Source organism: Methylobacillus caricis, from assembly GCF_020532705.1.
Lineage (GTDB): Bacteria > Pseudomonadota > Gammaproteobacteria > Burkholderiales > Methylophilaceae > Methylobacillus > Methylobacillus caricis.
Map to the genome: position 1 here is coordinate 691283 of NZ_JAJAVD010000001.1, position 21564 is coordinate 712846.

The window sequence follows — 21564 nt, forward strand, 5'->3', positions numbered from 1 at the left end:
CCTGGATTTTTATTCCTTGATGGTGACAGACTCTATGACGATATTCTGGAAAGGGATATCACCACCATCTGTCGGCATGAGGGCAATGCGTTGTACCACGTCCATGCCATGGATCACCCGGCCAAATACGGTGTAGCCCCAGCCAGTATCGGAGCGTTCAGAAAAATTGAGCGAAGTATTATTTGCTACATTGATAAAGAATTGGTCGCTGGCTGAATGAGGGTCGCCTGTACGTGCCATGGCGATAGTGCCCGTCATGTTGGTGAGGCCATTGTCGGCTTCATTCTTGATAGGCGGATGCGTGGGTTTGAGCTCGAGGTTGGCATCCATGCCGCCGCCCTGGATCATGAAGCCGGCAATGACACGATGGAATATGGTGCCTGCATAATGGCCTTCCTTGGCGTATCGCACGAAATTGGCGACAGTGTTGGGGGCTTTTTCACTATTGAGATCCACCACGATCAGACCCTGGTTGGTCTTGATCTCGGCCAGTGGTTGCGCCATTGCGTTGAGTGAGCCCAGCATCAATAGTGCCAGGGCCGGAAGGTGAATAAAACGCTTGGATAACATATGCTATTCCTTAATGACAAGAGTGTGCGGAAGAGGCTGCCACCGGTGTGAACAGGTTGACCAATCCTTCCAGGTTGACATGGTTGAGCGCATAAGTGGCCTGTTGTTGTACGACAGGCTTGGCGTGATAGGCCACGCCTGAGCCAGCAGCTGTCATCATGCGCAAATCATTGGCACCGTCGCCAATCGCCACCACCTGGTCTTGCCTGAGACCCAGCTCTTGGCGAAAGCGTTCCAGATAATCTGCCTTGGATTGTGCATCGACAATTTCGCCGAGCAGGCGCCCGGTCAATTTACCGTCTACAATTTCCAGCGTATTGGCCTTGGCAACATCCAGCCCCAGCATTGCCTTGACCCGGTCAGCAAAGAAGTCAAACCCGCCGGAAACCAGCATGGTCTTGATGTTGTTTTCCTTGCAGGCCTTGATCCATGCCTGTGCTCCGGAGGTTAATTGCAAGCGCTCATCCAGTACCTGCTGCAGTGCGGCTGCATCCAGCCCCTGCAGCAGTGCAACCCGGCGGCGCAGGCTTTCGACAAATTCTATTTCACCCCGCATGGAGCTTTCCGTGATGGCTGCGACTTGAGGCTTGAGGCCCTGCATATCGGCAATTTCGTCTATGCACTCTATGGTAATCAGAGTGGAGTCCATGTCCATTACCGCCAGGCCAAGATTGTGCAGGGTGTGCCGGTCATCGACCAAGGCTACGTCTATCTGTTGCTGTTCACAGAATGCGCGAACCTCCAGCGGGATTTCCTGCTGGTTGGGCAGGTAATAGGCGTGCTCGGCAGTCTGCATGAACTGCTGGTGATGGTTGCTGGTGCTGAGCTGGTGTATATGGGCAAGCTGCTGGTAGCTGATGGACAAACCCTGGATAACGAGGCGCATAAATCAATTTCATCTATGAGAATTTGGCGAAAGCAAATTATACACGTGGCTTTGCCTCATTATTTATGTGATGCAATGAAGGCGGCAGGCCTATTCTCTGGCGTATTGGACGGTTTTGCGAGAAAATACGCCATTAGCCAATAACTAAAAAAGTACAGACATGAATTTGCATGAGTATCAGGCCAAGCAATTGTTGCAGCGTTACGGCGTGCCTGTGCCGCGTAGCCAGGTTGCGGAAACAGCGCAGGCGGCAGTCGAGGCAGCCAGAGCCTTGGAAGGCAGTGCATGGGTCGTCAAGGCGCAGGTGCATGCGGGTGGACGTGGCAAGGCAGGCGGCGTCAAGCTGGTGCGTAGCCTGGATGAAATCCAGGACGTTGCGGTCAGCCTGCTGGGCAAGCGCCTGGTAACCTATCAGAACGCGCCCGATGGCCAGCCTGTGGAAAAGGTGCTGGTTGAGGAAACCCTGCCTATCGCACGCGAACTGTATCTTTCCATGCTGGTGGATCGTTCCCTGGAAAGGGTGGTGCTGGTGGCATCCGAAGCCGGTGGCATGGATATCGAAGAAATTGCCCGGCACAGCCCGGAGAAGATTCTGCAGGAAGTCTGTGATCCCTTGAATGGCCTGGTGGATTACCAGGCTCGCAATATTGCGTTTGCCTTGGGCCTTGTGGGTGAGCAGGTGGCGGCTTTTACCAAGCTGGCCAAGGGCTTGTATCGCCTCTTTAAGGAAAACGACCTCGCCTTGCTCGAAATCAATCCGTTGGTGGTGACGGCCGAAGGCGGCCTGGTGGCCCTGGATTGCAAGATCAGTGTGGATGACAACGCCCTCTACCGCCGCCGTGACCTCGCAGAACTGCGCGACTGGAGCCAGGACGACGCCAAGGAAGCTGAAGCCCACAATGCAGGGCTGAACTATATCGCCCTCAATGGCAATATTGGCTGTATGGTAAATGGTGCCGGCCTGGCCATGGCGACCATGGACTTGATCAAGCTGCATGGTGGCGCGCCTGCCAATTTTCTTGATGTCGGTGGCGGTGCAACGGCCAGCACTGTTGCGCGTGCCTTCAAGATCATCCTGGCCGATCCTAACGTCAAGGCCATTCTGGTCAATATCTTCGGCGGCATCATGCGCTGCGACATCATTGCCGAGGGCATTATTACCGCGGTAAAGGAAGTCGGTATCCAGATTCCTGTGGTCGTGCGCCTGGAAGGCACCAATGTTGAGCTTGGCCGCAAGATGCTGAGCGAAAGCGGTTTATCGATTATCTCTGCCGCAGGTCTGACTGACGCTGCCCAGCAGGCAGTTGCAGCAGTAAAGGCTTAAATAACATGGCAATTCTAGTCAACAAGAATACAAAGGTGCTATGCCAGGGTTTTACCGGCAAGCAGGGGACATTCCACTCGGAACAGGCGCTGGCATACGGTACCAAGATGGTCGGTGGAGTAACTCCCGGCAAGGGCGGTCAACGCCATCTGGACTTGCCCGTTTTTAATACCATGCGCGATGCAGTTGCTGAAACCGGCGCTAATGCCTCCGTCATTTACGTGCCTCCGCCATTTGCTGCTGACTCCATCCTTGAGGCATGTGATGCAGGCATAGACTTGATTGTCTGTATCACGGAAGGCATCCCGGTGCTTGATATGCTGAATGTCAAGGCGGCGCTCAAGGCCAATGGCACACGTCTGGTGGGGCCAAATTGCCCAGGCGTCATTACACCGGATGAGTGCAAGATAGGCATCATGCCGGGCAGTATTCATTTGCGCGGCAAGGTGGGCATAGTCTCGCGTTCCGGCACCTTGACCTATGAGGCGGTGCACCAGACAACAGCGTTGGGCCTGGGGCAGTCCACTTGTGTAGGTATAGGCGGCGACCCGGTTCGGGGCATGAACTTCATAGACTGCCTGGAACTGTTTGAGGCAGATCCTGAAACCGAAGCCATCATCATGGTAGGTGAAATCGGCGGTAGCGATGAAGAGGCGGCAGCGGATTATATCCGTCATCATGTGACCAAGCCGGTGGCTGGCTACATTGCAGGCCAGACAGCTCCTGCAGGCAAGCGCATGGGGCACGCTGGCGCGATTATTTCCGGTGGCAGCGGCAAGGCCGAAGACAAGATCAGGGCCTTGGAGCAGGCAGGCGTGATTGTGGCCAGCTCCCCGGCTGGACTGGGTGAAGCGGTGCAGGCCGCCATCAAGGCCAAGCAGTAACTTGTCCTTCAGCATGGCTGTAGGCAGGGTAATTGGAAGTTGGATACTTAAAATCACGACTACGGGATTCTCTATGTTGCGTAATATCAAGGCCCTGACGCTATGTGCAAGCTTGCTGACTGTATTGTCACTGCCTGCTGTTGCCCGGGAGCAGGTGCCCTATCTACTTACAGTGGCCTCCAAAGGGGATGTGGCTACAGTTACTTCATTACTCAATAGTGGGGCGGATGCCAATGCCAAGGACAGTGAAGGCATTACCGCATTGATGTATGCAGCACGCAAGGACAAGGCGGATGTGGCGAGGGTATTGCTGGAGACGGGAGCGAACGTCAATGCTACTGATGCCGGCGGCTGGACCGCCCTGATGTTTGCCGCCAAGAAAAACTTTGTGGCCACGGCCAAGGTATTGCTGGAAAAAGGTGCAGATGCCAAGGTGCGTGACGAATCTGGTTGGAGCGCGCTGGGGATGGCCGCTACTTCTGGTTACAGTGACATGGTGGCTCTGTTGGTACAGCATGGTATAGACCCCAGCAGCAAGAGTGATGATGGCAAGAGTATCCTGATGTACGCCGCCAAGAATGGTGACCTACCTACCATTGCCACCCTGCTTGATAATGGTGCGGATATTGCGGCACGTGACCGTTTTGGCCTGACTCCGCTGATGTACGCTGCGCGTGAAGGAAATACTGATGCGCTCAAGTTGCTGATGGATAGGGGTGCCAAAACAGATGTAAAAGACAAAACCAAATGGACAGCGCTTACCTGGGCGGTCAAGAAGTCAAACACAGAGGCTGCCAAGGCATTAATCGAAAAAGGCGCCGATGTGAACCATCAGGACTCAGAGGGCACGCCTATCCTGCAATATGCCGTGAGCAATGGCAATGTGGAGATGGTCAGGCTGTTGCTTGATAGTGGTGCCAACGTCAAAGCCAAGGACCAGTATGGCCTGACAGCACTTGTCTATGCCTTGAAGGGCAAGCGTCCGGAAATTGTGCAGATGATCAAGGATGCTGGCGGTAGCTATTAAATGAAAATTGCCATTGCGCAAATCAACTGTACAGTAGGTGACCTGTCAGGCAACAGCGCAAAAATTCTTGAATATGCAGTGCGTGCCCAGTCTGAGGGAGCAGGATTGCTGCTGACGCCTGAGCTTGGCTTGAGTGGTTATTCGCCTGAAGACCTGCTGCTTCGTGATGATTTCAACCGTGCCTGTGAGCAGGCGCTGCATCAGTTGGCCGAGGGTATCCCGCAAGGGATGACGGTGCTGGTCGGCCATCCCAGCAGACACCTGGGAAACTGCTATAACGCGGCATCCGTTCTCCGTCACAAGCAGGTCGTGTCCACCTATCACAAGCAGTTGCTTCCCAATCATAGCGTGTTTGATGAGGTGCGCTATTTCAGTGAGGGAGATCAGCCGCTGGTGTTTGAGCATGAAGGGCTCAATATCGGTGTGGTGATCTGTGCAGATATATGGGGTCCCAAACCGGCAAAACTTGCGCGGGATGCCGGTGCTGACCTGCTGCTGGCACTCAATGCCTCGCCTTACCATATCAGCAAACAGGATGAGCGTTATCAGGTGGTACGCGATCGCATCAAGGAAAACGGCTTGCCGATTATTTACGCCAATATGGTAGGCGGGCAGGATGAGCTGGTGTTTGATGGCGCCTCCTTTGTGATGAGCGATGAAGGCAAGGTTACCCAGCAGCTTCCAGCATTTGAAGAGACTTTTGCATTGGTGGATGTGGAGCAGGGAGCGCCGCGCCCTGCTGATATACAGGCTTTCCCGAATCTGGAGCAAGCGGTTTATCAGGCGCTGAGCCTGGGCTTGCGTGATTATGTGCAGAAGAACGGTTTTCCCGGCGTTGTGTTGGGCTTGTCTGGCGGGATAGATTCTGCCTTGACCATGGCGATTGCTGTTGATGCGCTGGGTGCGGACAAAGTGCATGCCATCATGATGCCTTCCGAGTTTACCGCCTCGATGAGCGTGGACGACGCACGCAAAATGGCGGCAGGTTTGCAGGTGCAGTACAGTGAAATGGCGATAGCGCCATTGTTTGAACAGTTTTGTGCCACACTGGCAGATGAGTTTGCTGGCCGGCAGTTTGATACGACTGAGGAAAACCTGCAGGCACGGATTCGTGGCACCCTGTTGATGGCGCTTTCCAACAAGTTCGGCAGTATCGTGCTGACCACTGGCAATAAAAGCGAAACGGCGGTGGGATATTCCACCTTGTATGGGGATATGGCAGGTGGTTTTGCCTTACTGAAGGATATTCCTAAAACACTGGTCTACCGCCTGGCACATTATCGTAATACTATCTCTCCGGTGGTTCCGGAGCGTATTATCGTTCGGCCCCCATCCGCAGAACTGAGGCATGGGCAGACGGACCAGGATAGCCTGCCGGAATATGCGGTGCTGGATGCGATCATGGAAGCCTATGTGGAACATGACTGCAGCCGGTCCGAAATTATTGCCATGGGATATCGTGAGCAGGATGTGGTGCGGGTCACTACATTGATAGACCGTAATGAATACAAGAGACGCCAGGCACCAGTAGGGGTGAGGATTACCCAGCGCGGGTTTGGCAAAGACAGGCGCTATCCGTTGACCAGCAAGTTTGTATTTAACGGATAGCCAGCAAGCTTTATAGAATTGACAGGAGAAGGGAATAAGCCATGAAGAAAATCGAAGCAGTCATCAAACCATTCAAACTGGATGAAGTGCGCGAAGCCCTTTCAGAGATTGGCGCCAACGGCCTTACCGTCACAGAGGTCAAGGGTTTTGGTCGCCAAAAGGGTCATACCGAGCTTTATCGCGGGGCTGAATATGTTGTGGACTTCTTGCCCAAGATCAAGGTTGAGCTGGTGGTGGCAGACAACATGGTAGATGCTGCCGTTGAGTCCATCATCAAGGCAGCCCGTACCGGCAAGATTGGGGATGGCAAGATATTTGTCACGCCTATTGAGCAGATTATCCGTATCCGTACTGGTGAAACAGGTGAGGCGGCTATTTAACTCCGGCCAGGCGAACCATTGCCATGCCGGTCTTTTTGAAGACAGTCTTGTTGTTGAGCGTATCCAACGTTTTCATGACGTTTGCCTGGTATGCTCACCTGCGCAACCTCAATGACAAGCCTTGGTACATCGCGGCATTCCTTAGCTGGGGTATCGCCCTGCTGGAGTATATGTTCCAGGTGCCAGCCAACCGGATCGGCTATACCGCCATGTCATTGGCACAGCTCAAGATACTGCAGGAAGTGATTTCGCTGTCGGTATTCCTGCCATTTGCCATATTTTATATGCATCAACCGGTCAAGCTGGATTTCCTCTGGGCCGGCTTGTGCCTGGTAGGCGCTGTGTATTTTATGTTCCGCACGGTTTAGTGCGGCTATTATCCAGAGGTTTTCAGGGGCAGAATATGATCAAAATCAATCAAATGCTGCATACCGGCCTGATCGTGTCGGATATCAGGAAATCCCGTGAATTTTATGAGGGGCTACTTGGCCTGGTGCCGAGCAATGCGCGCCCGGAGCTGAGTTTCGAGGGTGTTTGGTATGATATCGGCGCCAACCAACTGCATTTGATGGTGGTTCCCAATCCCTATGCAGAAGTGGTGCATCCCAAACATGGTGGGCGTGATCACCATGTGGCATTTGCCGTAGATGACGTGATGCAGATCAAGGAAGCGCTTGATCAAGCCGGGGTTGAATACAGCATGAGCATGTCCGGCCGAGCTGCCTTGTTCTGCCGTGACCCTGATGGAAATGCACTGGAGTTTTCCGCGGTAAGGTAACAGCGGATTATAGTTCCATCGTGGTAAAAGAGCCCGGCAATGCCGGGCTCTTTTATTGTCATGAGTCAATGGGTGGAATCACGCAGATTTCAGTGTTTTTCCTGTATACGGGTAGCCAGCATGCCCGCGATTACCAATCCCAGTGCAATCCCTTGGGCAGCCAGGGTTTGTATGGTCGGGAATATGCCCAGCAACGGTACGGTGATGAAGTTGATGCGGTCAGCGGTCAATACGCCAGCTTCCTGCAGGGCGGCAATCCCGTTACCGGCAAAAATCACGGCCAGCAAGGCCAGCAAGCCAGCTGTGGCGGCGAAGAATTTGCCCAATGGCAAGCGTACACTGTATTTCAGAATGGCCCAGGTGAGGATGGCCAGAAGTACGGCCGCGGCAACAATGCCGGCAATGACGGCACTCTGCCCGTCGCTTCCTGTCTGGGCCCATAACGCTTCGTAGAACAGGATGACCTCAAACAGTTCGCGGTAAACAGCCAGGAAGGAAAGACCTGCAATCGCCCACCAGGTACGCTTGTCGAGCGCAGCGGTGACCTGGGTGTTGATGAAGTTCTGCCAAGCGTGAGCGTGCGACTTGCTATGCAGCCAGTAGCCCACATATAGCAACATAGCGGAAGCCACGAGGGCAGTCACTCCTTCTGTCATCTCACGTCCTGCGCCGGAAATCGTCAGCAGATAGCTGGCCACATACCAAGTGACACCGCCGAGTACGAGGGCAAATATCCAGCCGAGATGGAAGAAAGGCAGGGCATCGCGCCTTCCCGTTTTGCTGATGAAAGCACTGAGCGCGGCAAGCACCAGAATGGCTTCCAGGCCTTCTCGCAACAGGATCAGAAGTGAGCTGATAAAAGCGGTGGTTTCACTCAGGCTGCCGGAACCCAGCTTTTCATCAGCTTCATCCAACAATTTCTTGATGGTGCCGATCTGTCCTGACAGGGCTTCAGGGCTGACACCTTTGGCAATGGCTGCCCGCAGGTCCATCATTTCACGCTCGACCTCGGCCCGCAGTGCCTTGTCTACATTGTTGAGACTGTTTTCAACCAGCTCGAATCCTTCAAGATAGGCACTGATGGCCAATTGGCGTGCGTTGTCACGATCGCCTTTTTCGTAAGCCAGCAGTGCCTCATCCAGCTTGCCGCGTGTTACCGCTAGCGGGCTTGGGGCGGCGCTTTTGATGGCTTCCGGGTGGGCTGTCAGGTAGATCTGGGTGACGGCAAGTTCTGCGCCGCGTGCTTCAATCTCGGCAGGCGCGTGCATGACGAGGTCTTTCAGGGTGGAGAACTCATTTTTTCCTTTTCCCTGCTGCCACTGGCTTTCGCCTTGCGCATGTTGTTCAGCCGTTGCACGCAAGGTGCTAACGTAAAATGCCAGGCTCCAACGATCGGTTTCGGATAACTGGCTACCATACGCCTGCATTGGTGTGCCGCCTACGCCCAGGGTAATGGTATTGTAAAGGCCATAAATACTGCGCATGCGCATGCGTTCTTCATCATGGAAATTACTTGGTTCAGGCTCCAGGCCTTTTGCCAAAGGGCCATCACCATGGCCTGTGGCACCATGGCAGGCGGCACAGGTTTCCCCAAATAGTTGAGCGCCGCGGTTGAGATCGGGTGTGTCCTTGGGGGTGACCGTCAATTTGTAAGCCTGGATAACGGCCAGGCGCAGGTTATTGGCTGCAGCCGAAACCTCAGTCCCTGCTTTCTTGGCAATGATCAGCTCACGAAGCTGCGTAGCTTGCTTGAGCAATTCAGGTTGTTGCGGTGTGGCAGGCAGTTCGCCCAGCAGGGCGGCTGATTGTGTCGCGAACTCCAGCTGTTCCTCATATTCCTCCGGATTGAGCACTTTGCCATCCTGGACAAATTCCGGGTAATCCACGCTGACATAGTCCAGCATGTGGACTGCAGTTTGTGCCTTTTCGTCATTGGTGACGGCTGCGGCATTGCCTGCAATACCGAGCCATATCAAGCCAGCCACACCTGCATTTAGGAAACGGGAGAGAAGACTGCCTGGGTGTGATGTCTGTTTGCTCATGGGTTCGTGCTTGTGAGAGTTGCTCAAATGGGATGCATGATTATATCAAGATGCCATTAGCCAGTCCCGGCGCAATTGTCTCTGTTCCTTTGTGTTTTTCTCTTTAAGTCTGAGTCTGCAAGAGGCAAGCGCATGGTCGCGCAGTTGAATCTCGGTGCTGCCCAGTTCGTCCCGGCGGAAATAGTGCAACAGCATGCGGCTTTTTGCCTGCCTGCGACTGACTTGGACCTGCAGGCTCTTTGCTGTGGCCTTGAGCTGGTCGTGAGCAATGATTACGTCACCTGCGGCCAGTCCTGCCTCTTCTGCGGCGCTGCCACTAAAGACATGGGCAATACGGGTTTCCTCGCCAGCCAGCTGCAGCCCCAACATGTTGCGTAGCAAATCATTTTCGCTATCGGCCTGTGGTGTGAATGCGATGCCGAATTTTGCCAGCAGTTTTTCCAGGGGCGGATCATCGGTGCCACGTATGCAGTTGCTGAACAATTTGCCCAGTTTTTTGCCGCAAACTTGCTGGATCAGGGTTTCCATGCTGCCTTCATCTACAAGTTGTTGCGCTGTCTGGTAACGCTGCCACAGGGCATGCATGATGTCATCCAGCGAGCGGCCTTCCAGCCGCAGACTCAGGTCTATTGCCAGCGCAATCAGTGATCCCTTGAGGTAATAGCTGATTTGGCTGTTGGGACTGTTTTCATCAGGCCTGTAGAGCTTGATCCAGGCATCAAAGCTGGACTCTTCCAGTGCTTGTACCTGGCGCCCTGGCGTGCGCAGAAAGCGGGTAATGTCCTTGCTGAGTGCAGCCAGGTATTCCTGCTCGGTCATGAGTCCGCAACGGACCAGTGCAAGTGTGTCGTAATAGGCGGTAAATCCTTCAAATACCCATAATAACCTGGTGTAGGCTTCACGGCTGAGATCCGGTTTGCCGAAAATGACAGGACGGATGCGCTTGACGTGCCAGGCATGAAAATATTCATGGCTACATAAACCCAGGAAATCCTGGTAATTTTTCTGGTCATGCTGTTCGCCCTTGGCTGGCAGCCAGCTGCGAGGGCATATAAGACTGGTGGAGTTGCTATGTTCCAGGCCGCCGTATTGATTGTCTGCCGCTGCATAAAGCAAGAAATCATATTGCCTGAATGGAGCCTTGCCGAAGAAGCGGATGTGGTAGTCACATAGGATCTTCAGGTCGCGGACTATGGTCTTGAGATCGGCCTGGTGCCTGCCGGATACAATGATACGGTGTGGAACGCCGCCAGCCTTGAAGCTGGCAATTGCGAGAGTGCCTATTTCAACCGGGTAATCGATCAGGTCCAGATAATGGTCAGCCTGGTATTCGCCAAATCCCGATTTATCGGTTATGACAGCAGGCATGGTGGTAGCGACCTGCCAGTGCTGATAAGCCTTGCCGGGCTTGTGCAATACCACGCTGCATGGCTTTTCCTCCTGGCCGTCAACTTGCAGGAACAGGCTGCTGCCGTTGAAATAGGCGCGTTCCGTATCAAGATAGGCGGTACGGACTGAAAGATCGTAAGCGTATACCTGATATTCGATCACCAGTGTTCCATCACAGGGGGCGGCACGCCAGGTGCTTTTATCCAGTTTCTCCAATGCAACCTCCTTGCCATTGGCCTGGGCTGCAATGCTGACAATATGACGGGCAAAATCCCGCACCAGATAACTGCCCGGCAGCCATGCCGGTAAGGAAACCTGCTGGCCATGGCTGTCAGGCTGGGTAATGGTGCATTTCAGCTGGAACAGGTGGGTCTGTGGATTGTCTAGCTGAATGTCGTATTGGATATTGTGCATGGTTGAAACCCGGATTAAACATGGAACAGAGAGTGCTTGGCTGTGCAAATAAAAAGCCTGCCATAAGGGCAGGCTTTTTTGTGTGCCCTTCAGGCAGTCATTAATTACTTGGCAGCAGCAGGTGCAGGGGTGCCAGAAGATGTTTCAATCTTGGCTTTGCTGCGCAGTTCGCTCAACAGTTTTTCCAGGTTGCGTTGTTGCAGTTGCTTTTGCAGGCCGTCCTTGACATCGTCATATGCTGGGGGCTGTGTGGTACGGGTATCTTCCAGCTTGATGACGTGCCAGCCAAACTGGGTTTGCACTGGGGCGGCAGTGTATTTGCCTTTTTGCAGCTTGGCTACCGCATCGCTGAATGGCTTGACCATGCCTGCCGGTGCAAACCAGCCCAGATCACCACCTTTTTCCTGTGATCCTGGATCCTTGGACTTTTCTTTTGCCAGTTTGGCAAAGTCACCACCCTTGCCCAACTGGGCAATCACATCTTTAGCTTCTGCTTCTGTAGGGACCAGGATATGGCGTGCGTTGTATTCCTTGTCGCCCAGTTCCTGCTTGTATTTTTCGTAAGCCAGTTTGGTATCGGCTTCGCTCACAGGATGTTTCTTGATGTAGTCCTGGATGAAGGTGTTGACCAATAATTCACGGCGGGTCAGTTCTTCCTTGGCGATATAGTCAGGTTGCTTGTCCAGGCCGGTACGTTGCGCTTCCTGGTATACCAGCTCACTGCCAATCAGCTTGTTGATGATGACATTCTTGACGTTGTCATCAATAGTCTGACCACGGGCAGTTGCATCCTTGGCTATGAAGTCATACAGCGATTGCTTGATTGGCTTGCCATTGACAGTAGCGATGCTGCCATTGGTGCCGGCAGCATAAAGCGGTTGCATAAAGCCGAAAGCGACCGTAGCAATCAGGGCGCTGGTTGTGAGTTTCATGTGGGTTCCTTAGTCTGTTTTAAAGTTTAGTGTCTCAACCATGAGCAAACTTATCAAGTGATTGTGACAGAGCGTGGTTCGTCCGTCGCAAAAGCCTTGATACTTAGCGCATGTATCCTCCCCGGGATAAGGTTGCCCAGCGCCTGGTAGATATGGCGATGACGGATTATGTGAGATTTGCCGCAAAATTGCGAGCTGGTAATCGTCAAGGTGAAATGGCTACCACCGTTGTTGCCCGCGTGTCCTGCATGCAGGGCGCTGTCATCGTGTATATCAAGTTGTACCGGGTCAAGTACAGCCAGTTTGCTGCGAATTTCTTCAATCAAAGTCATTAATAAATTGGGTTCAGGCTGGCAATGTTTTGCGAAAAGGTTTGACTGTGACAGCAGAATAAACGCCAGCGTTCACAAAAGGATCATCATTTGCCCATTGCTGGGCTGCTTCCAGACTGGAAAACTCAGCAACGATGAGGCTTCCGGAGAAGCCGGCAGGGCCCGGATCGTGACTGTCGATAGCCGGGAAGGGCCCCGCCAGCAGCAAGCGGCCTTCGTTTTGCAACTGCTGCAATCTTTCCAGGTGGGCAGGGCGGGCTGCCAGGCGTTTTTCCAGGCTGTTGGGCGTGTCATCGGCAATGATTGCATACCACATTATTTTGTATCCTGTTCGCTAATGTATTTGTTCAACAGCAGGCTTTGCCCGATGACGAAGACCAGCATCAACCCCATTGTGCCGAACAGTTTGAAGTCGACCCACAAGTCGGTGGAGTAGTTGAAGGCGACATAAAGATTGATAAAGCCCAATGCCAGAAAGAAAATGGCCCAGGCAGCGTTGAGCTTGTTCCAGATTGGGTCAGGCATGGCGATCTGCTTTTCCATCATGCTGCGGATCAGGTTTTTTCTGAACAGCCAATTGCTGCCCAGTAGGCCGATCGTAAAGAACCAGTAGAGTATGGTTGGCTTCCATTTGATAAAGCTTTCGTCATGCAGCCAGAGTGTGGCACCGCCGAACACGATGATAATGACGCCGCTGACGATCAGCGCCCCGTCTACCTTGCCCGTGCGTAATTTTGCCCAGGCGATCTGGGCAATGGTGGCGACAATCGCGGCAGCTGTGGCTTCATAAATCCCGAAAAATTTGTAAACGATAAAAAACAGAATGACTGGGAACAAGTCGAAAAGGAACTTCATTGTGTTATCCGAAGGTGGGGCGCAGCAGAAGCATGACGCATGATTAAGTTTAAGTTGAGGGTGTATTTTGCTATGATTCGTCAAGACTAACAAGCAGTCCCTCTACCAGCCACTCCATATGCCTTCCCTGATTGATCTTCACAGCCACTCCACCATTTCTGACGGCTTGCTGGCGCCTGAGGATCTGGTGATGCATGCGGCTGAAAAAGGTGTCAAGGTGCTGGCCCTGACTGACCATGACGATACTGGTGGACTGGTGCTTGCTCGCAAGGTTGCGGCAGGGCAGGGCATGCAGTTCATCAACGGCGTGGAAATTTCTGTGACCTGGCGTCGTCGCACTATTCATGTGGTGGGCCTGAAAGTTGATCCAGACTACCCTCCCTTGAGCGAAGGCCTTGCAAAAATACGTGAGGGCCGCCATCTGCGTGCAGCAGGGATGGCTGCGAGTCTGGACAAGTTCGGGATCCATGGCAGCCTGGAGGGAGCATATGCCTATGCCAAACAAGGCATCATCAGCCGCGCGCACTTTGCCCGGTTCTTGATGGAAAAGGGCCATGCCTCCAGTATCAAGGGCGTTTTCAAGCGTTATCTGGTGAAAGGGAAGCCGGGCTATTTTGAGCATCAATGGGCCGAGCTTGAAGCAGTGATTGGCTGGATCAACGGTAGTGGCGGTGTCGCAGTGCTGGCCCACCCGGGGCGCTATGACATAGGTCGTACCAATATGCTCTTATTGCTGGAAGAGTTTCGCAATCTGGGTGGTGCGGCGATTGAGGTCGTGACCGGTAGCCATACCGTCGACCAGTACCAGGAGTATGCCAGACTGGCCAATATGTTCGGCCTGCAGGCTTCGATGGGATCTGATTATCATGGCCCTGGTCATGCCTATATAGAAATGGGTCGCTTGCCAGACCTGCCTCGCGGTTGTGTGCCGGTGTGGCAGGGATGGCATGAGGCTGAAATATTAAACACAGAGGTGCATTGATTTGGCGCAATATTTTGTAATTCATCCAGAAAATCCGCAGGCACGCCTGATCCACCAGGCAGTGGCCATACTGCGTAATGGCGGCGTGATTGCTTATCCCACTGATTCCAGTTATGCACTGGGCTGCATGCTTGGCAACAAGGAGGCACAAGACCGGATACGCGAAATTCGCGGTGTGGATGACAGCCATCATTTCACCCTGGTTTGTCGCAATCTTGCTGAATTGGCTACCTATGCCCAGGTGGACAACAGCCAGTTCCGACTGCTCAAGGCCAATACCCCGGGGCAGTACACTTTCATTCTCAAGGCGACGCGTGAGGTGCCGCGCCGCTTACAGCATCCAAAACGGAGCACGGTGGGTTTGCGTGTGCCCGAGCATGCCGTGACCCAGGCTTTGCTGGAGGAGCTGAACGAGCCGATGTTGAGCATGACCCTGCAACTGCCGGATGATAATGCTCCGCTCAATGAAGCCTGGGAAATTCGGGATCGTCTGGAGCATCAGGCCGACCTGGTCATTGATGCCGGCGCATGTTCCATAGAGCCGACAACAGTCATAGACCTGACAGCTGAAACACCAAGCCTGGTCAGGCTGGGTGCAGGCGACCCTAAACCTTTTGGGCTGGATGAGTAATGGAATTAACCCTGATACAACAAATTACGATTTATGCCTTGCCGGTGATTTTTGCAATTACCGTGCATGAGGCTGCGCATGGTTATGTCGCCAAGTATTTTGGCGACACCACTGCACAAAGCCTGGGCCGCATTACGCTGAATCCGATCAAGCATATAGATCCCGTTGGCACCATCCTTGTGCCGGCATTGCTGGTGTTTTCCGGTACCGGCTTCCTGTTCGGCTGGGCCAAACCGGTGCCGGTTGATTATTCACGCCTGCATAACCCCAAGCGCGATATGCGTTGGGTGGCTGCGGCTGGTCCTGCTTCGAACTTTGTCATGGCGATTTTCTGGGCGCTGGTGTTCAAGTTTTCAAGCCTGTTACCCACCGAGTTGACTGTTCCCATGGCCTATATGGGACAGGCTGGTATTCTCGTGAATGTGGTGCTGATGGTGCTTAACCTGTTGCCGCTGCCACCACTGGATGGCGGGCGCATTGCGGTCAGCCTCATGCCCAACCAGATGGCCTATAAGTTTGCCCAGGTTGAGCGCTACGGTTTTATTATCCTGCTTGTACTGATGTTTACCGGCATCTTGTCCAAGATCCTGATGCCTTTTATCAGCCTGTTCCTGGCGTTTTTCGCCGGTATTTTTGGCTAGCTGGGGTATCACGGGATATGAATCATTGGCTGGCAATTGCAGTGGCAATAGGTGCAGAAGTCGTTGCCACCACGGCATTGAAAGCCTCGAACGAGTTTACCCGCTTCTGGCCATCAGTACTGGTTGTACTGGGATATGGCACTGCTTTCTATTTCATGACGATCAGCCTGCGGGTATTTCCGATTGGCATCATGTATGCCATCTGGTCGGGTCTGGGGATCGTTCTGGTGTCCCTGCTGGCATGGCTGTTTTACCGGCAGGCACTGGATTGGGCGGCTATCGCTGGCATAGCATTGATTATTGCCGGGGTGCTGGTGATCAACCTGTTTTCGCATTCGATCAAGCATTAGGCCAGGCATGTCTGCCCAGCTTGCGATTGATGCCAGGATCTACGGTGAACAGCTTGATAGCATCCCGCATGATTTATATATCCCGCCAGATGCACTAGAGATCTACCTCGATGCCTTTGAAGGGCCGCTGGACCTGCTGCTTTACCTCATACGCAAGCATAACCTGGATATTCTCGATATCCCCATGGCCGAGCTTACGCGGCAATATATGGATTATGTGGAGAAAATGCGTGAGGAAAAGCTGGAGTTGGCCGCAGATTATTTATTGATGTCCGCCATGTTGATCGAGATCAAATCTCGCATGCTGCTGCCCAAGCCAGAAGCGATCGAGCAGGAGGAGGACCCGCGTGCCGAGCTGGTCAGGCGCCTGATGGAATACGAAGCGATCAAGCTGGCCGCACAACGGCTGGATGATATGCCGCAGCTTGGTCAAGAGATACAGGTAGCCCAGGCCTATTACGAGCAGATTTCACAAGTGCAATGGCCAGAGGTCAGCTTCGAAGAACTGATGACTGCCTGGCAGTCCGTACTCAAGCGTGCCAGTCATTTCCAGCACCACAAGGTGGGACGCGCAGAGCTCTCTGTGCGTGAACATATGAGCCTGGTATTACGACGTTTGCAGCAGGAATCATTGCTGGAGTTTACCCAACTGTTTGACGTGATGAATGAAGGATTGCCCAGACTGGTCGTCTACTTCTTGGCCATCCTTGAGCTGGCCCGCGAAGGACTGGTGCGCATTACCCAGCAGGAGGCTTTCAGCCCCATTTACCTGCAAGCCGCAGATATGATGGTAACAAGCCATGAATGAGCCGCAGACCATAGAAGAAATGAAGCTGGTGCTGGAGGCTGTCTTGCTGACAGCAGGTCAGCCGCTTTCCCTGGATGAATTATTGCGGCCATTTGCCGGGCGCATGGAACGTGCTACTTTAAGGATGTTGCTCGACGAAATAAAGGCCGACTGGCAAGGGCGCAGCATGGAGCTGTTGCAGGTGGCCAGCGGCTGGCGGTTTCAGGCGCGCGCTGAATTTGCCACATTTATTGCCCGCATCAATCCGGAACGTCAGGCCAGATATTCCCGTGCCGCCCTGGAGACTCTGGCGATCATTGCCTATCGCCAGCCGGTAACGCGGGGCGATATTGAGGAAATCCGCGGCGTGGCAGTCAACCCCAATATCATGCGGCAGTTTATCGAGCGCAACTGGATTGATATTGTCGGCCAGCGGGATGTCCCAGGCCGTCCTTCGCTCTATGCCACGACCAGGACTTTTCTCGATGACCTTGGTTTGCGGTCACTCTCTGAGCTTCCCCCTATCCAGCATTTTACCCAGCAGGAAATACCATTGGAGCCCACTCAAGCTGATTAAGCCGTTTCTAGCAGGCAGATTGCTGTCCTAAGTCTCTGGGGCTTTTGGCTACCGTGGCTTATAATGTGCAGCTAATCTGAGAGGTTGAATTTATGGCACGTCCCTTCAAGCAGCAACGCAATCCGCGCAATACCAGTTTCAAGCCTGTTGTGGTTGATCCTGATGCTGTACCGCAGCGTCTACACAAGCTATTGGCATTGGCTGGCCTGGGTTCGCGCCGCGAAATGGAAGCCTTGATAGAAAGCGGCCGCATTACCATCAATGGCAAGGTGGCAGAAATTGGTGCAGCGGTGGTGCCTGGGGATGTTGTCCGTCTCGACAGCCGTCCCTTGCATTTGCCTTTTGAGGCCGAGTTGCCGCAAGTGTTGCTCTATCACAAGCCTGAAGGCGAGATTGTGACCCAGGATGACCCGGAAAAGCGGGCAACCGTATTTGACAAGCTGCCCCCGGTGCGCGGAGCCAAGTGGATTGCCGTTGGGCGTCTTGACATGAACACTTCCGGCCTATTGATATTTACCACTTCTGGTGAATTGGCCAACCGTTTCATGCACCCGCGCTATGAGGTCGAGCGCGAGTATGCAGTACGTATTTTTGGTGAGCTGAGCGAAGGTGAAATGCTGCAACTCACCCAGGGCATTGAGCTTGATGATGGGCCGGCCAACTTCGATAGTATACGTCCACAAGGTGGGGAGGGCGCCAATCACTGGTATGAGGTGATCCTGCGCGAAGGACGCAACCGTGAGGTGCGCCGCCTGTTCGAGGCGTTCCAGAAGCCTGTCAGCCGCCTGATCCGTGTACGTTTTGGCCCGGTCAACCTGCCGCCGCGCGTCAAGCGTGGGCAGATGCTGCATCTGGAAGCCAAGGAGGTGGTGGGGTTGATGGAATGGGCGGAGCTTGAAGTCCCCAAAACCCCACTCAAGCAACTTAGCCCACGCGAGAAAGAAAAAATCGGCAAGGTGTTCACTCCCAAGGCACGTAAGTCCAAGTTTGAATCTGCGGAGGGAGCACCGCTTGAAAGTCGCGGCCCGAGACGCGTGACCAAGACGCGTGAAGAGTCCATCCGTGGCAACAGGGAGAAGCCGGCCCGGAGTGTTGGTCGAACAGAACGCAATATAGATAGCCCGGGCAGGGATAAAGGCGAGGGATATGCCAAGCCTGGTGAAAACAAGCGTGATGAAAATGCCAGGGTAGCCGGGAGGAGAAGGCCGGAGGGGCAGGGCAGAGCCATGACTAGCGCTCCCAAGCCAAGAAAACCGGCTACCCGCCGTATACGTCAAGGGTCTGATTTACCAGCCCCCAAGCCAAAACGGGGTTCGCGTTAGTGTGTTAGTGCGAATTCTGGGGCATTAAGAAGCAGCCACTTGATAGGGCTGCTTTTTTTCTACCTGCAATCCATGAGGGCAGGAAGTTCAAGTTCAGAACATCATCAGGTCTATCGCCAGTAGCAAGCCGGCCAGTGCGACCGAGATGGAAAGTACTGACGTCAGCCATGGCAGTGCCATAGGCGGGATATCCACTGTTGGCAGGGTACGGATATACAGGTGGTGGTTATACTGGGCGCAGAGAATGACAACTGCGCCACTGACCACCAGCAGCATGCCCAGCATGTCAGATAGCCATTGGTGGGTAATCAGGTCATGTGTTGCTCCTGGGGCCAGCAGGGTCAGGAACAGGCCAAACTTGGCAACCACAAAGCCCAGTGCCATCAGTGTGATGCCTGAACGTACCCAGGCAAGCATGGTACGTTCAGCAGCAAAAAATACTCTGGGATCTGACATGATGGATGGCCGTCTTTGTTAAGGGAGTTGTTCTTTGGTCAACAGGAAGACGAATTCATTCCCTGAGTCCACTTCCAGCCAGGTAAAGGGTATCTCTGGATAAATTTCCAGCAATGCATCGCGATTGTGGCCGATTTCCACCACCAGCAAGCCACCCTCATTGAGGTAGCCAGCCGCTTCCTTTAGCAGGGTATGCGTATGGTCTAGGCCCGCTAATCCGCTGCCGAGGGCAATTTGCGGTTCATTGCGGTATTCCTGTGGCAGCACTGCCATTGATGGTGCATCCACATAAGGCGGGTTGCTGATAATCAGGTCGTAGGTTTTGCCCTGCAAGTTGTTGAACATGTCCGACTCGATGGCGGTGACCTGGTCTTCCAGGCCGTAATTACGAATGTTGATATTCGCCACAGCCAGTGCATCCGGAGAAATGTCCACGACGTCCACTTGTGCATTGGGGAACGAGTGTGCCAGCAGCACGCCCAGACAGCCACTTCCAGTGCAGATGTCAGCGGCACTTTCAATCATTTCCGGGTATTCAATCCATGGGCTGAGGCCGTCTTCCAGCAGTTCTGCAATGAAGGAGCGGGGCACGATCACGCGCTCATCCACATAAAACTTAAAACCCTTGAGCCAGGCTTCGTTGACCAGGTAAGCCGTGGGAGTGCGGTCAATGATGCGGCGGCGTATCAGTTCTGCCAGGCGGGTGCGCTCAGGAGGCAGCAGGCGCGCATCGATAAAGTTGTCCAGCGTGTCATGGGGCAGGTGCAATGCGGAAAGAATTAGCCAGACTGCTTCATCGTAGGCATTGTCGGTGCCGTGACCAAAAAAAACGCTGGATTCTTCAAAACGGCTGACAGCAAAGCGTAGCCAGTCGCGGATGGTGTGCAGCTCTTCATTGACGCTGGGGAATTTAATCATGTCAGCAGCTCTTTCATTGTGAGGTTGTACGCTGCTTGTAAAGGTTCTATATCTGCAACTGCAACGCACTCATTAAGTTTGTGGATGGTGGCATTGAGTAGGCCAAATTCAACAATCTGCCCGGCAATGTCCGCAATAAAGCGGCCATCTGAAGTACCACCACTGGTAGAGAGTTCTGGCGTCACTCCAAAAGCCTGCTGGATTGCCGATGAAATTGCACTGACCAAGGTCCCTTTCTCAGTGAGGAAGGGGTTGCCGGAAAGCTCCCACAACAGGTCGTAGTCGAGTTCGTGTTTGTCGAGTATGGCATGTACACGCTGTTTTAGACTTTCAGCGGTACTTGCGGTGGAGAACCTGAAATTGAACAGGATTTCTACCTCGCCAGGCACAACGTTGGTGGCGCCGGTGCCGCCGTTCATATTGGAGATCTGCCAGGATGTAGGGGGGAAATACTCGTTGCCCTCATCCCATATGGTCTCAACCATCTCCTTGATGACAGGGGCCACCATATGGATGGGATTCTTCACCAGGTGCGGATAGGCAATATGGCCTTGCACGCCCTTTACTGTGAGCTTGCCGGAAAGGGAACCACGCCGGCCATTCTTGATCATGTCACCCGCCACCTTGCTCGAAGTGGGCTCTCCGACGATACAGTAATCAATCAGTTCATGACGGGCTTTCAATGTTTCTACCACCTTGACGGTGCCGTCCGCGGCCACGCCTTCTTCATCAGCGGTGATCAACAGGCCGATAGAGCCTTTGTGGTCAGGATGTTCTGCTACAAATGCCTCAATGGAGGTGATGAATGCTGCCAGCGATGTTTTCATGTCAGCAGCCCCTCGACCATACAGCATGCCATCCTTGATGGTGGGCTCAAATGGCGGAGTGTGCCATTGGTCTACTGGTCCTGTCGGCACTACATCGGTGTGGCCGGCAAATACCAGCAGGGGACTTGTGTTGCCACGGCGTGCGTAAAAGTTGTCAACGTTGCCAAAGCGCATACGTTCAATTTTGAAGCCCAGCGGTACAAGCCTTGAGATAAGCAGTTCCTGGCAGCCTGCATCATCTGGAGTGACTGAACGGTTTGCGATCAGGGCCTGGGCCAGTTCAAGCGTTTTGCTCATTGGCCGAACAGCTTGGTGTACGCTGCCTCTGTAAAACCAAGGCTGAGGATTTTCCCGTTATCAACCAGCACAGGGCGTTTGATCACGGAAGTTTTTTCCTGCATGAGCCTGGCTGCTGATACTGCATCAGTGACAGCAGCTTTTTCGGAGTCCTCCAGCCCACGCCAGGTCATTCCTGCGCGGTTGACAAGTTTCTCCCACTCTACCTGGCCCAGCCATTGGTTCAGCGTTGCTTCACTGATACCTTGCTTCTTGAAGTCATGGAATTCGTAGGTAATATTTTGTTGATCCAGCCATGTCCTGGCTTTTTTGACTGTACTGCAGTTTGGAATGCCATAGAGCATCATGACGTCAA

At 53.6% G+C, this 21564-nt stretch carries 26 protein-coding genes; 14 read left to right on the forward strand and 12 right to left on the reverse strand.

Annotation, left to right across the window (positions count from 1 at the left end; genetic code table 11):
• Nucleotides 1-9: 9 nt before the first annotated feature.
• On the reverse strand, nucleotides 10-570 hold the full coding sequence (locus LG200_RS03295; RefSeq protein ID WP_264193801.1) for a peptidylprolyl isomerase: 561 nt from the start codon (nucleotides 568-570) through the stop codon (nucleotides 10-12).
• Between the two features lie 10 nt (nucleotides 571-580).
• The gene (gene serB / locus LG200_RS03300) at nucleotides 581-1456 is read right to left on the reverse strand and encodes a phosphoserine phosphatase SerB (protein ID WP_226756170.1); all 876 of its coding nucleotides are present in this window, start codon (nucleotides 1454-1456) and stop codon (nucleotides 581-583) included.
• 160 nt (nucleotides 1457-1616) lie between these two features.
• Between serB and sucC the strand changes: the two genes are divergently transcribed.
• From sucC to LG200_RS03335, 7 genes are all read left to right on the forward strand, one after another.
• On the forward strand, nucleotides 1617-2780 hold the full coding sequence (gene sucC, locus LG200_RS03305) for an ADP-forming succinate--CoA ligase subunit beta (protein WP_226756171.1): 1164 nt from the start codon (nucleotides 1617-1619) through the stop codon (nucleotides 2778-2780).
• Nucleotides 2781-2785: 5 nt separating this feature from the next.
• Nucleotides 2786-3664 (forward strand): succinate--CoA ligase subunit alpha, encoded by an 879-nt coding sequence (gene sucD / locus LG200_RS03310; protein WP_226756172.1) that lies wholly within the window; start codon nucleotides 2786-2788, stop codon nucleotides 3662-3664.
• A gap of 73 nt (nucleotides 3665-3737) precedes the next feature.
• Entirely contained in the window at nucleotides 3738-4691 is a 954-nt protein-coding gene (locus tag LG200_RS03315; RefSeq protein ID WP_226756173.1) for an ankyrin repeat domain-containing protein, read from the forward strand.
• Nucleotides 4692-6299, forward strand: a complete 1608-nt coding sequence (locus LG200_RS03320) for an NAD+ synthase (protein ID WP_226756174.1) — start codon at nucleotides 4692-4694, stop codon at nucleotides 6297-6299.
• A 41-nt stretch (nucleotides 6300-6340) separates the two neighbouring features.
• Complete coding sequence (locus LG200_RS03325) at nucleotides 6341-6679, forward strand: P-II family nitrogen regulator (protein ID WP_226756175.1); 339 nt, start codon at nucleotides 6341-6343, stop codon at nucleotides 6677-6679.
• A gap of 23 nt (nucleotides 6680-6702) precedes the next feature.
• Nucleotides 6703-7047, forward strand: coding sequence for a DMT family protein (locus LG200_RS03330; protein WP_226756176.1), 345 nt, complete (start codon nucleotides 6703-6705; stop codon nucleotides 7045-7047).
• 35 nt (nucleotides 7048-7082) lie between these two features.
• Nucleotides 7083-7457 (forward strand): VOC family protein, encoded by a 375-nt coding sequence (locus LG200_RS03335; protein WP_226756177.1) that lies wholly within the window; start codon nucleotides 7083-7085, stop codon nucleotides 7455-7457.
• A gap of 89 nt (nucleotides 7458-7546) precedes the next feature.
• On the opposite strand, the gene LG200_RS03340 is transcribed toward LG200_RS03335, so the two are convergent.
• From LG200_RS03340 to LG200_RS03365, 6 genes are all read right to left on the reverse strand, one after another.
• The gene (locus LG200_RS03340) at nucleotides 7547-9499 is read right to left on the reverse strand and encodes a cytochrome c/FTR1 family iron permease (RefSeq protein WP_226756178.1); all 1953 of its coding nucleotides are present in this window, start codon (nucleotides 9497-9499) and stop codon (nucleotides 7547-7549) included.
• Nucleotides 9500-9544: 45 nt separating this feature from the next.
• Complete coding sequence (locus LG200_RS03345; protein ID WP_226756179.1) at nucleotides 9545-11302, reverse strand: M61 family metallopeptidase; 1758 nt, start codon at nucleotides 11300-11302, stop codon at nucleotides 9545-9547.
• 104 nt (nucleotides 11303-11406) lie between these two features.
• Nucleotides 11407-12234 (reverse strand): peptidylprolyl isomerase, encoded by an 828-nt coding sequence (locus LG200_RS03350; RefSeq protein ID WP_226756180.1) that lies wholly within the window; start codon nucleotides 12232-12234, stop codon nucleotides 11407-11409.
• Between the two features lie 53 nt (nucleotides 12235-12287).
• On the reverse strand, nucleotides 12288-12566 hold the full coding sequence (locus LG200_RS03355; RefSeq protein WP_226756181.1) for a BolA family protein: 279 nt from the start codon (nucleotides 12564-12566) through the stop codon (nucleotides 12288-12290).
• Between the two features lie 13 nt (nucleotides 12567-12579).
• Nucleotides 12580-12882, reverse strand: coding sequence for a YciI family protein (locus LG200_RS03360; RefSeq protein WP_226756182.1), 303 nt, complete (start codon nucleotides 12880-12882; stop codon nucleotides 12580-12582).
• The gene (locus tag LG200_RS03365) at nucleotides 12882-13421 is read right to left on the reverse strand and encodes a septation protein A (RefSeq protein ID WP_226756183.1); all 540 of its coding nucleotides are present in this window, start codon (nucleotides 13419-13421) and stop codon (nucleotides 12882-12884) included. Before LG200_RS03365 ends, LG200_RS03360 begins: the two co-directional genes overlap by 1 nt.
• Before the next feature lie 118 nt (nucleotides 13422-13539).
• On the opposite strand from LG200_RS03365, the gene LG200_RS03370 reads away from it, so the two are divergent.
• The 7 genes from LG200_RS03370 to rluB all read left to right on the forward strand — a co-directional run bounded on the left by LG200_RS03370 (nucleotide 13540) and on the right by rluB (nucleotide 18711).
• A complete protein-coding gene (locus LG200_RS03370; RefSeq protein WP_226756184.1) occupies nucleotides 13540-14403 on the forward strand; it encodes a 3',5'-nucleoside bisphosphate phosphatase in 864 nt (287 codons plus the stop codon).
• 1 nt (nucleotide 14404) lies between these two features.
• Nucleotides 14405-15034: an L-threonylcarbamoyladenylate synthase gene (locus tag LG200_RS03375; protein WP_226756185.1), complete on the forward strand. Its 630-nt coding sequence runs from the start codon at nucleotides 14405-14407 to the stop codon at nucleotides 15032-15034.
• Nucleotides 15034-15675, forward strand: a complete 642-nt coding sequence (locus LG200_RS03380; RefSeq protein WP_226756186.1) for a site-2 protease family protein — start codon at nucleotides 15034-15036, stop codon at nucleotides 15673-15675. Before LG200_RS03375 ends, LG200_RS03380 begins: the two co-directional genes overlap by 1 nt.
• Before the next feature lie 17 nt (nucleotides 15676-15692).
• Nucleotides 15693-16025 carry a DMT family transporter gene (locus LG200_RS03385; protein ID WP_226756187.1) on the forward strand — a complete coding sequence of 111 codons (333 nt, stop codon included), beginning with the start codon at nucleotides 15693-15695 and terminating at the stop codon, nucleotides 16023-16025.
• 7 nt (nucleotides 16026-16032) lie between these two features.
• A complete protein-coding gene (locus LG200_RS03390) occupies nucleotides 16033-16833 on the forward strand; it encodes a segregation and condensation protein A (RefSeq protein ID WP_226756188.1) in 801 nt (266 codons plus the stop codon).
• Nucleotides 16826-17389, forward strand: coding sequence for an SMC-Scp complex subunit ScpB (gene scpB / locus LG200_RS03395; protein WP_226756189.1), 564 nt, complete (start codon nucleotides 16826-16828; stop codon nucleotides 17387-17389). Before LG200_RS03390 ends, scpB begins: the two co-directional genes overlap by 8 nt.
• 92 nt (nucleotides 17390-17481) lie before the next feature.
• Nucleotides 17482-18711 (forward strand): 23S rRNA pseudouridine(2605) synthase RluB, encoded by a 1230-nt coding sequence (gene rluB / locus LG200_RS03400; RefSeq protein WP_226756190.1) that lies wholly within the window; start codon nucleotides 17482-17484, stop codon nucleotides 18709-18711.
• Nucleotides 18712-18804: 93 nt separating this feature from the next.
• Here rluB and LG200_RS03405 read toward each other — a convergent pair whose 3' ends face one another.
• Genes LG200_RS03405 through LG200_RS03420 form a run of 4 tightly spaced genes read right to left on the reverse strand, consistent with a single transcriptional unit; the run spans nucleotide 18805 to nucleotide 21556 of the window.
• The gene (locus LG200_RS03405) at nucleotides 18805-19167 is read right to left on the reverse strand and encodes a YidH family protein (protein ID WP_226756191.1); all 363 of its coding nucleotides are present in this window, start codon (nucleotides 19165-19167) and stop codon (nucleotides 18805-18807) included.
• An 18-nt stretch (nucleotides 19168-19185) separates the two neighbouring features.
• Entirely contained in the window at nucleotides 19186-20085 is a 900-nt protein-coding gene (prmB, locus tag LG200_RS03410; protein WP_226756192.1) for a 50S ribosomal protein L3 N(5)-glutamine methyltransferase, read from the reverse strand.
• The gene (dapE, locus tag LG200_RS03415; RefSeq protein WP_226756193.1) at nucleotides 20082-21209 is read right to left on the reverse strand and encodes a succinyl-diaminopimelate desuccinylase; all 1128 of its coding nucleotides are present in this window, start codon (nucleotides 21207-21209) and stop codon (nucleotides 20082-20084) included. The genes prmB and dapE overlap by 4 nt, the downstream gene beginning before the upstream one ends.
• A complete protein-coding gene (locus LG200_RS03420; RefSeq protein ID WP_226756194.1) occupies nucleotides 21206-21556 on the reverse strand; it encodes an ArsC family reductase in 351 nt (116 codons plus the stop codon). Before LG200_RS03420 ends, dapE begins: the two co-directional genes overlap by 4 nt.
• Nucleotides 21557-21564 lie beyond the last annotated feature (8 nt).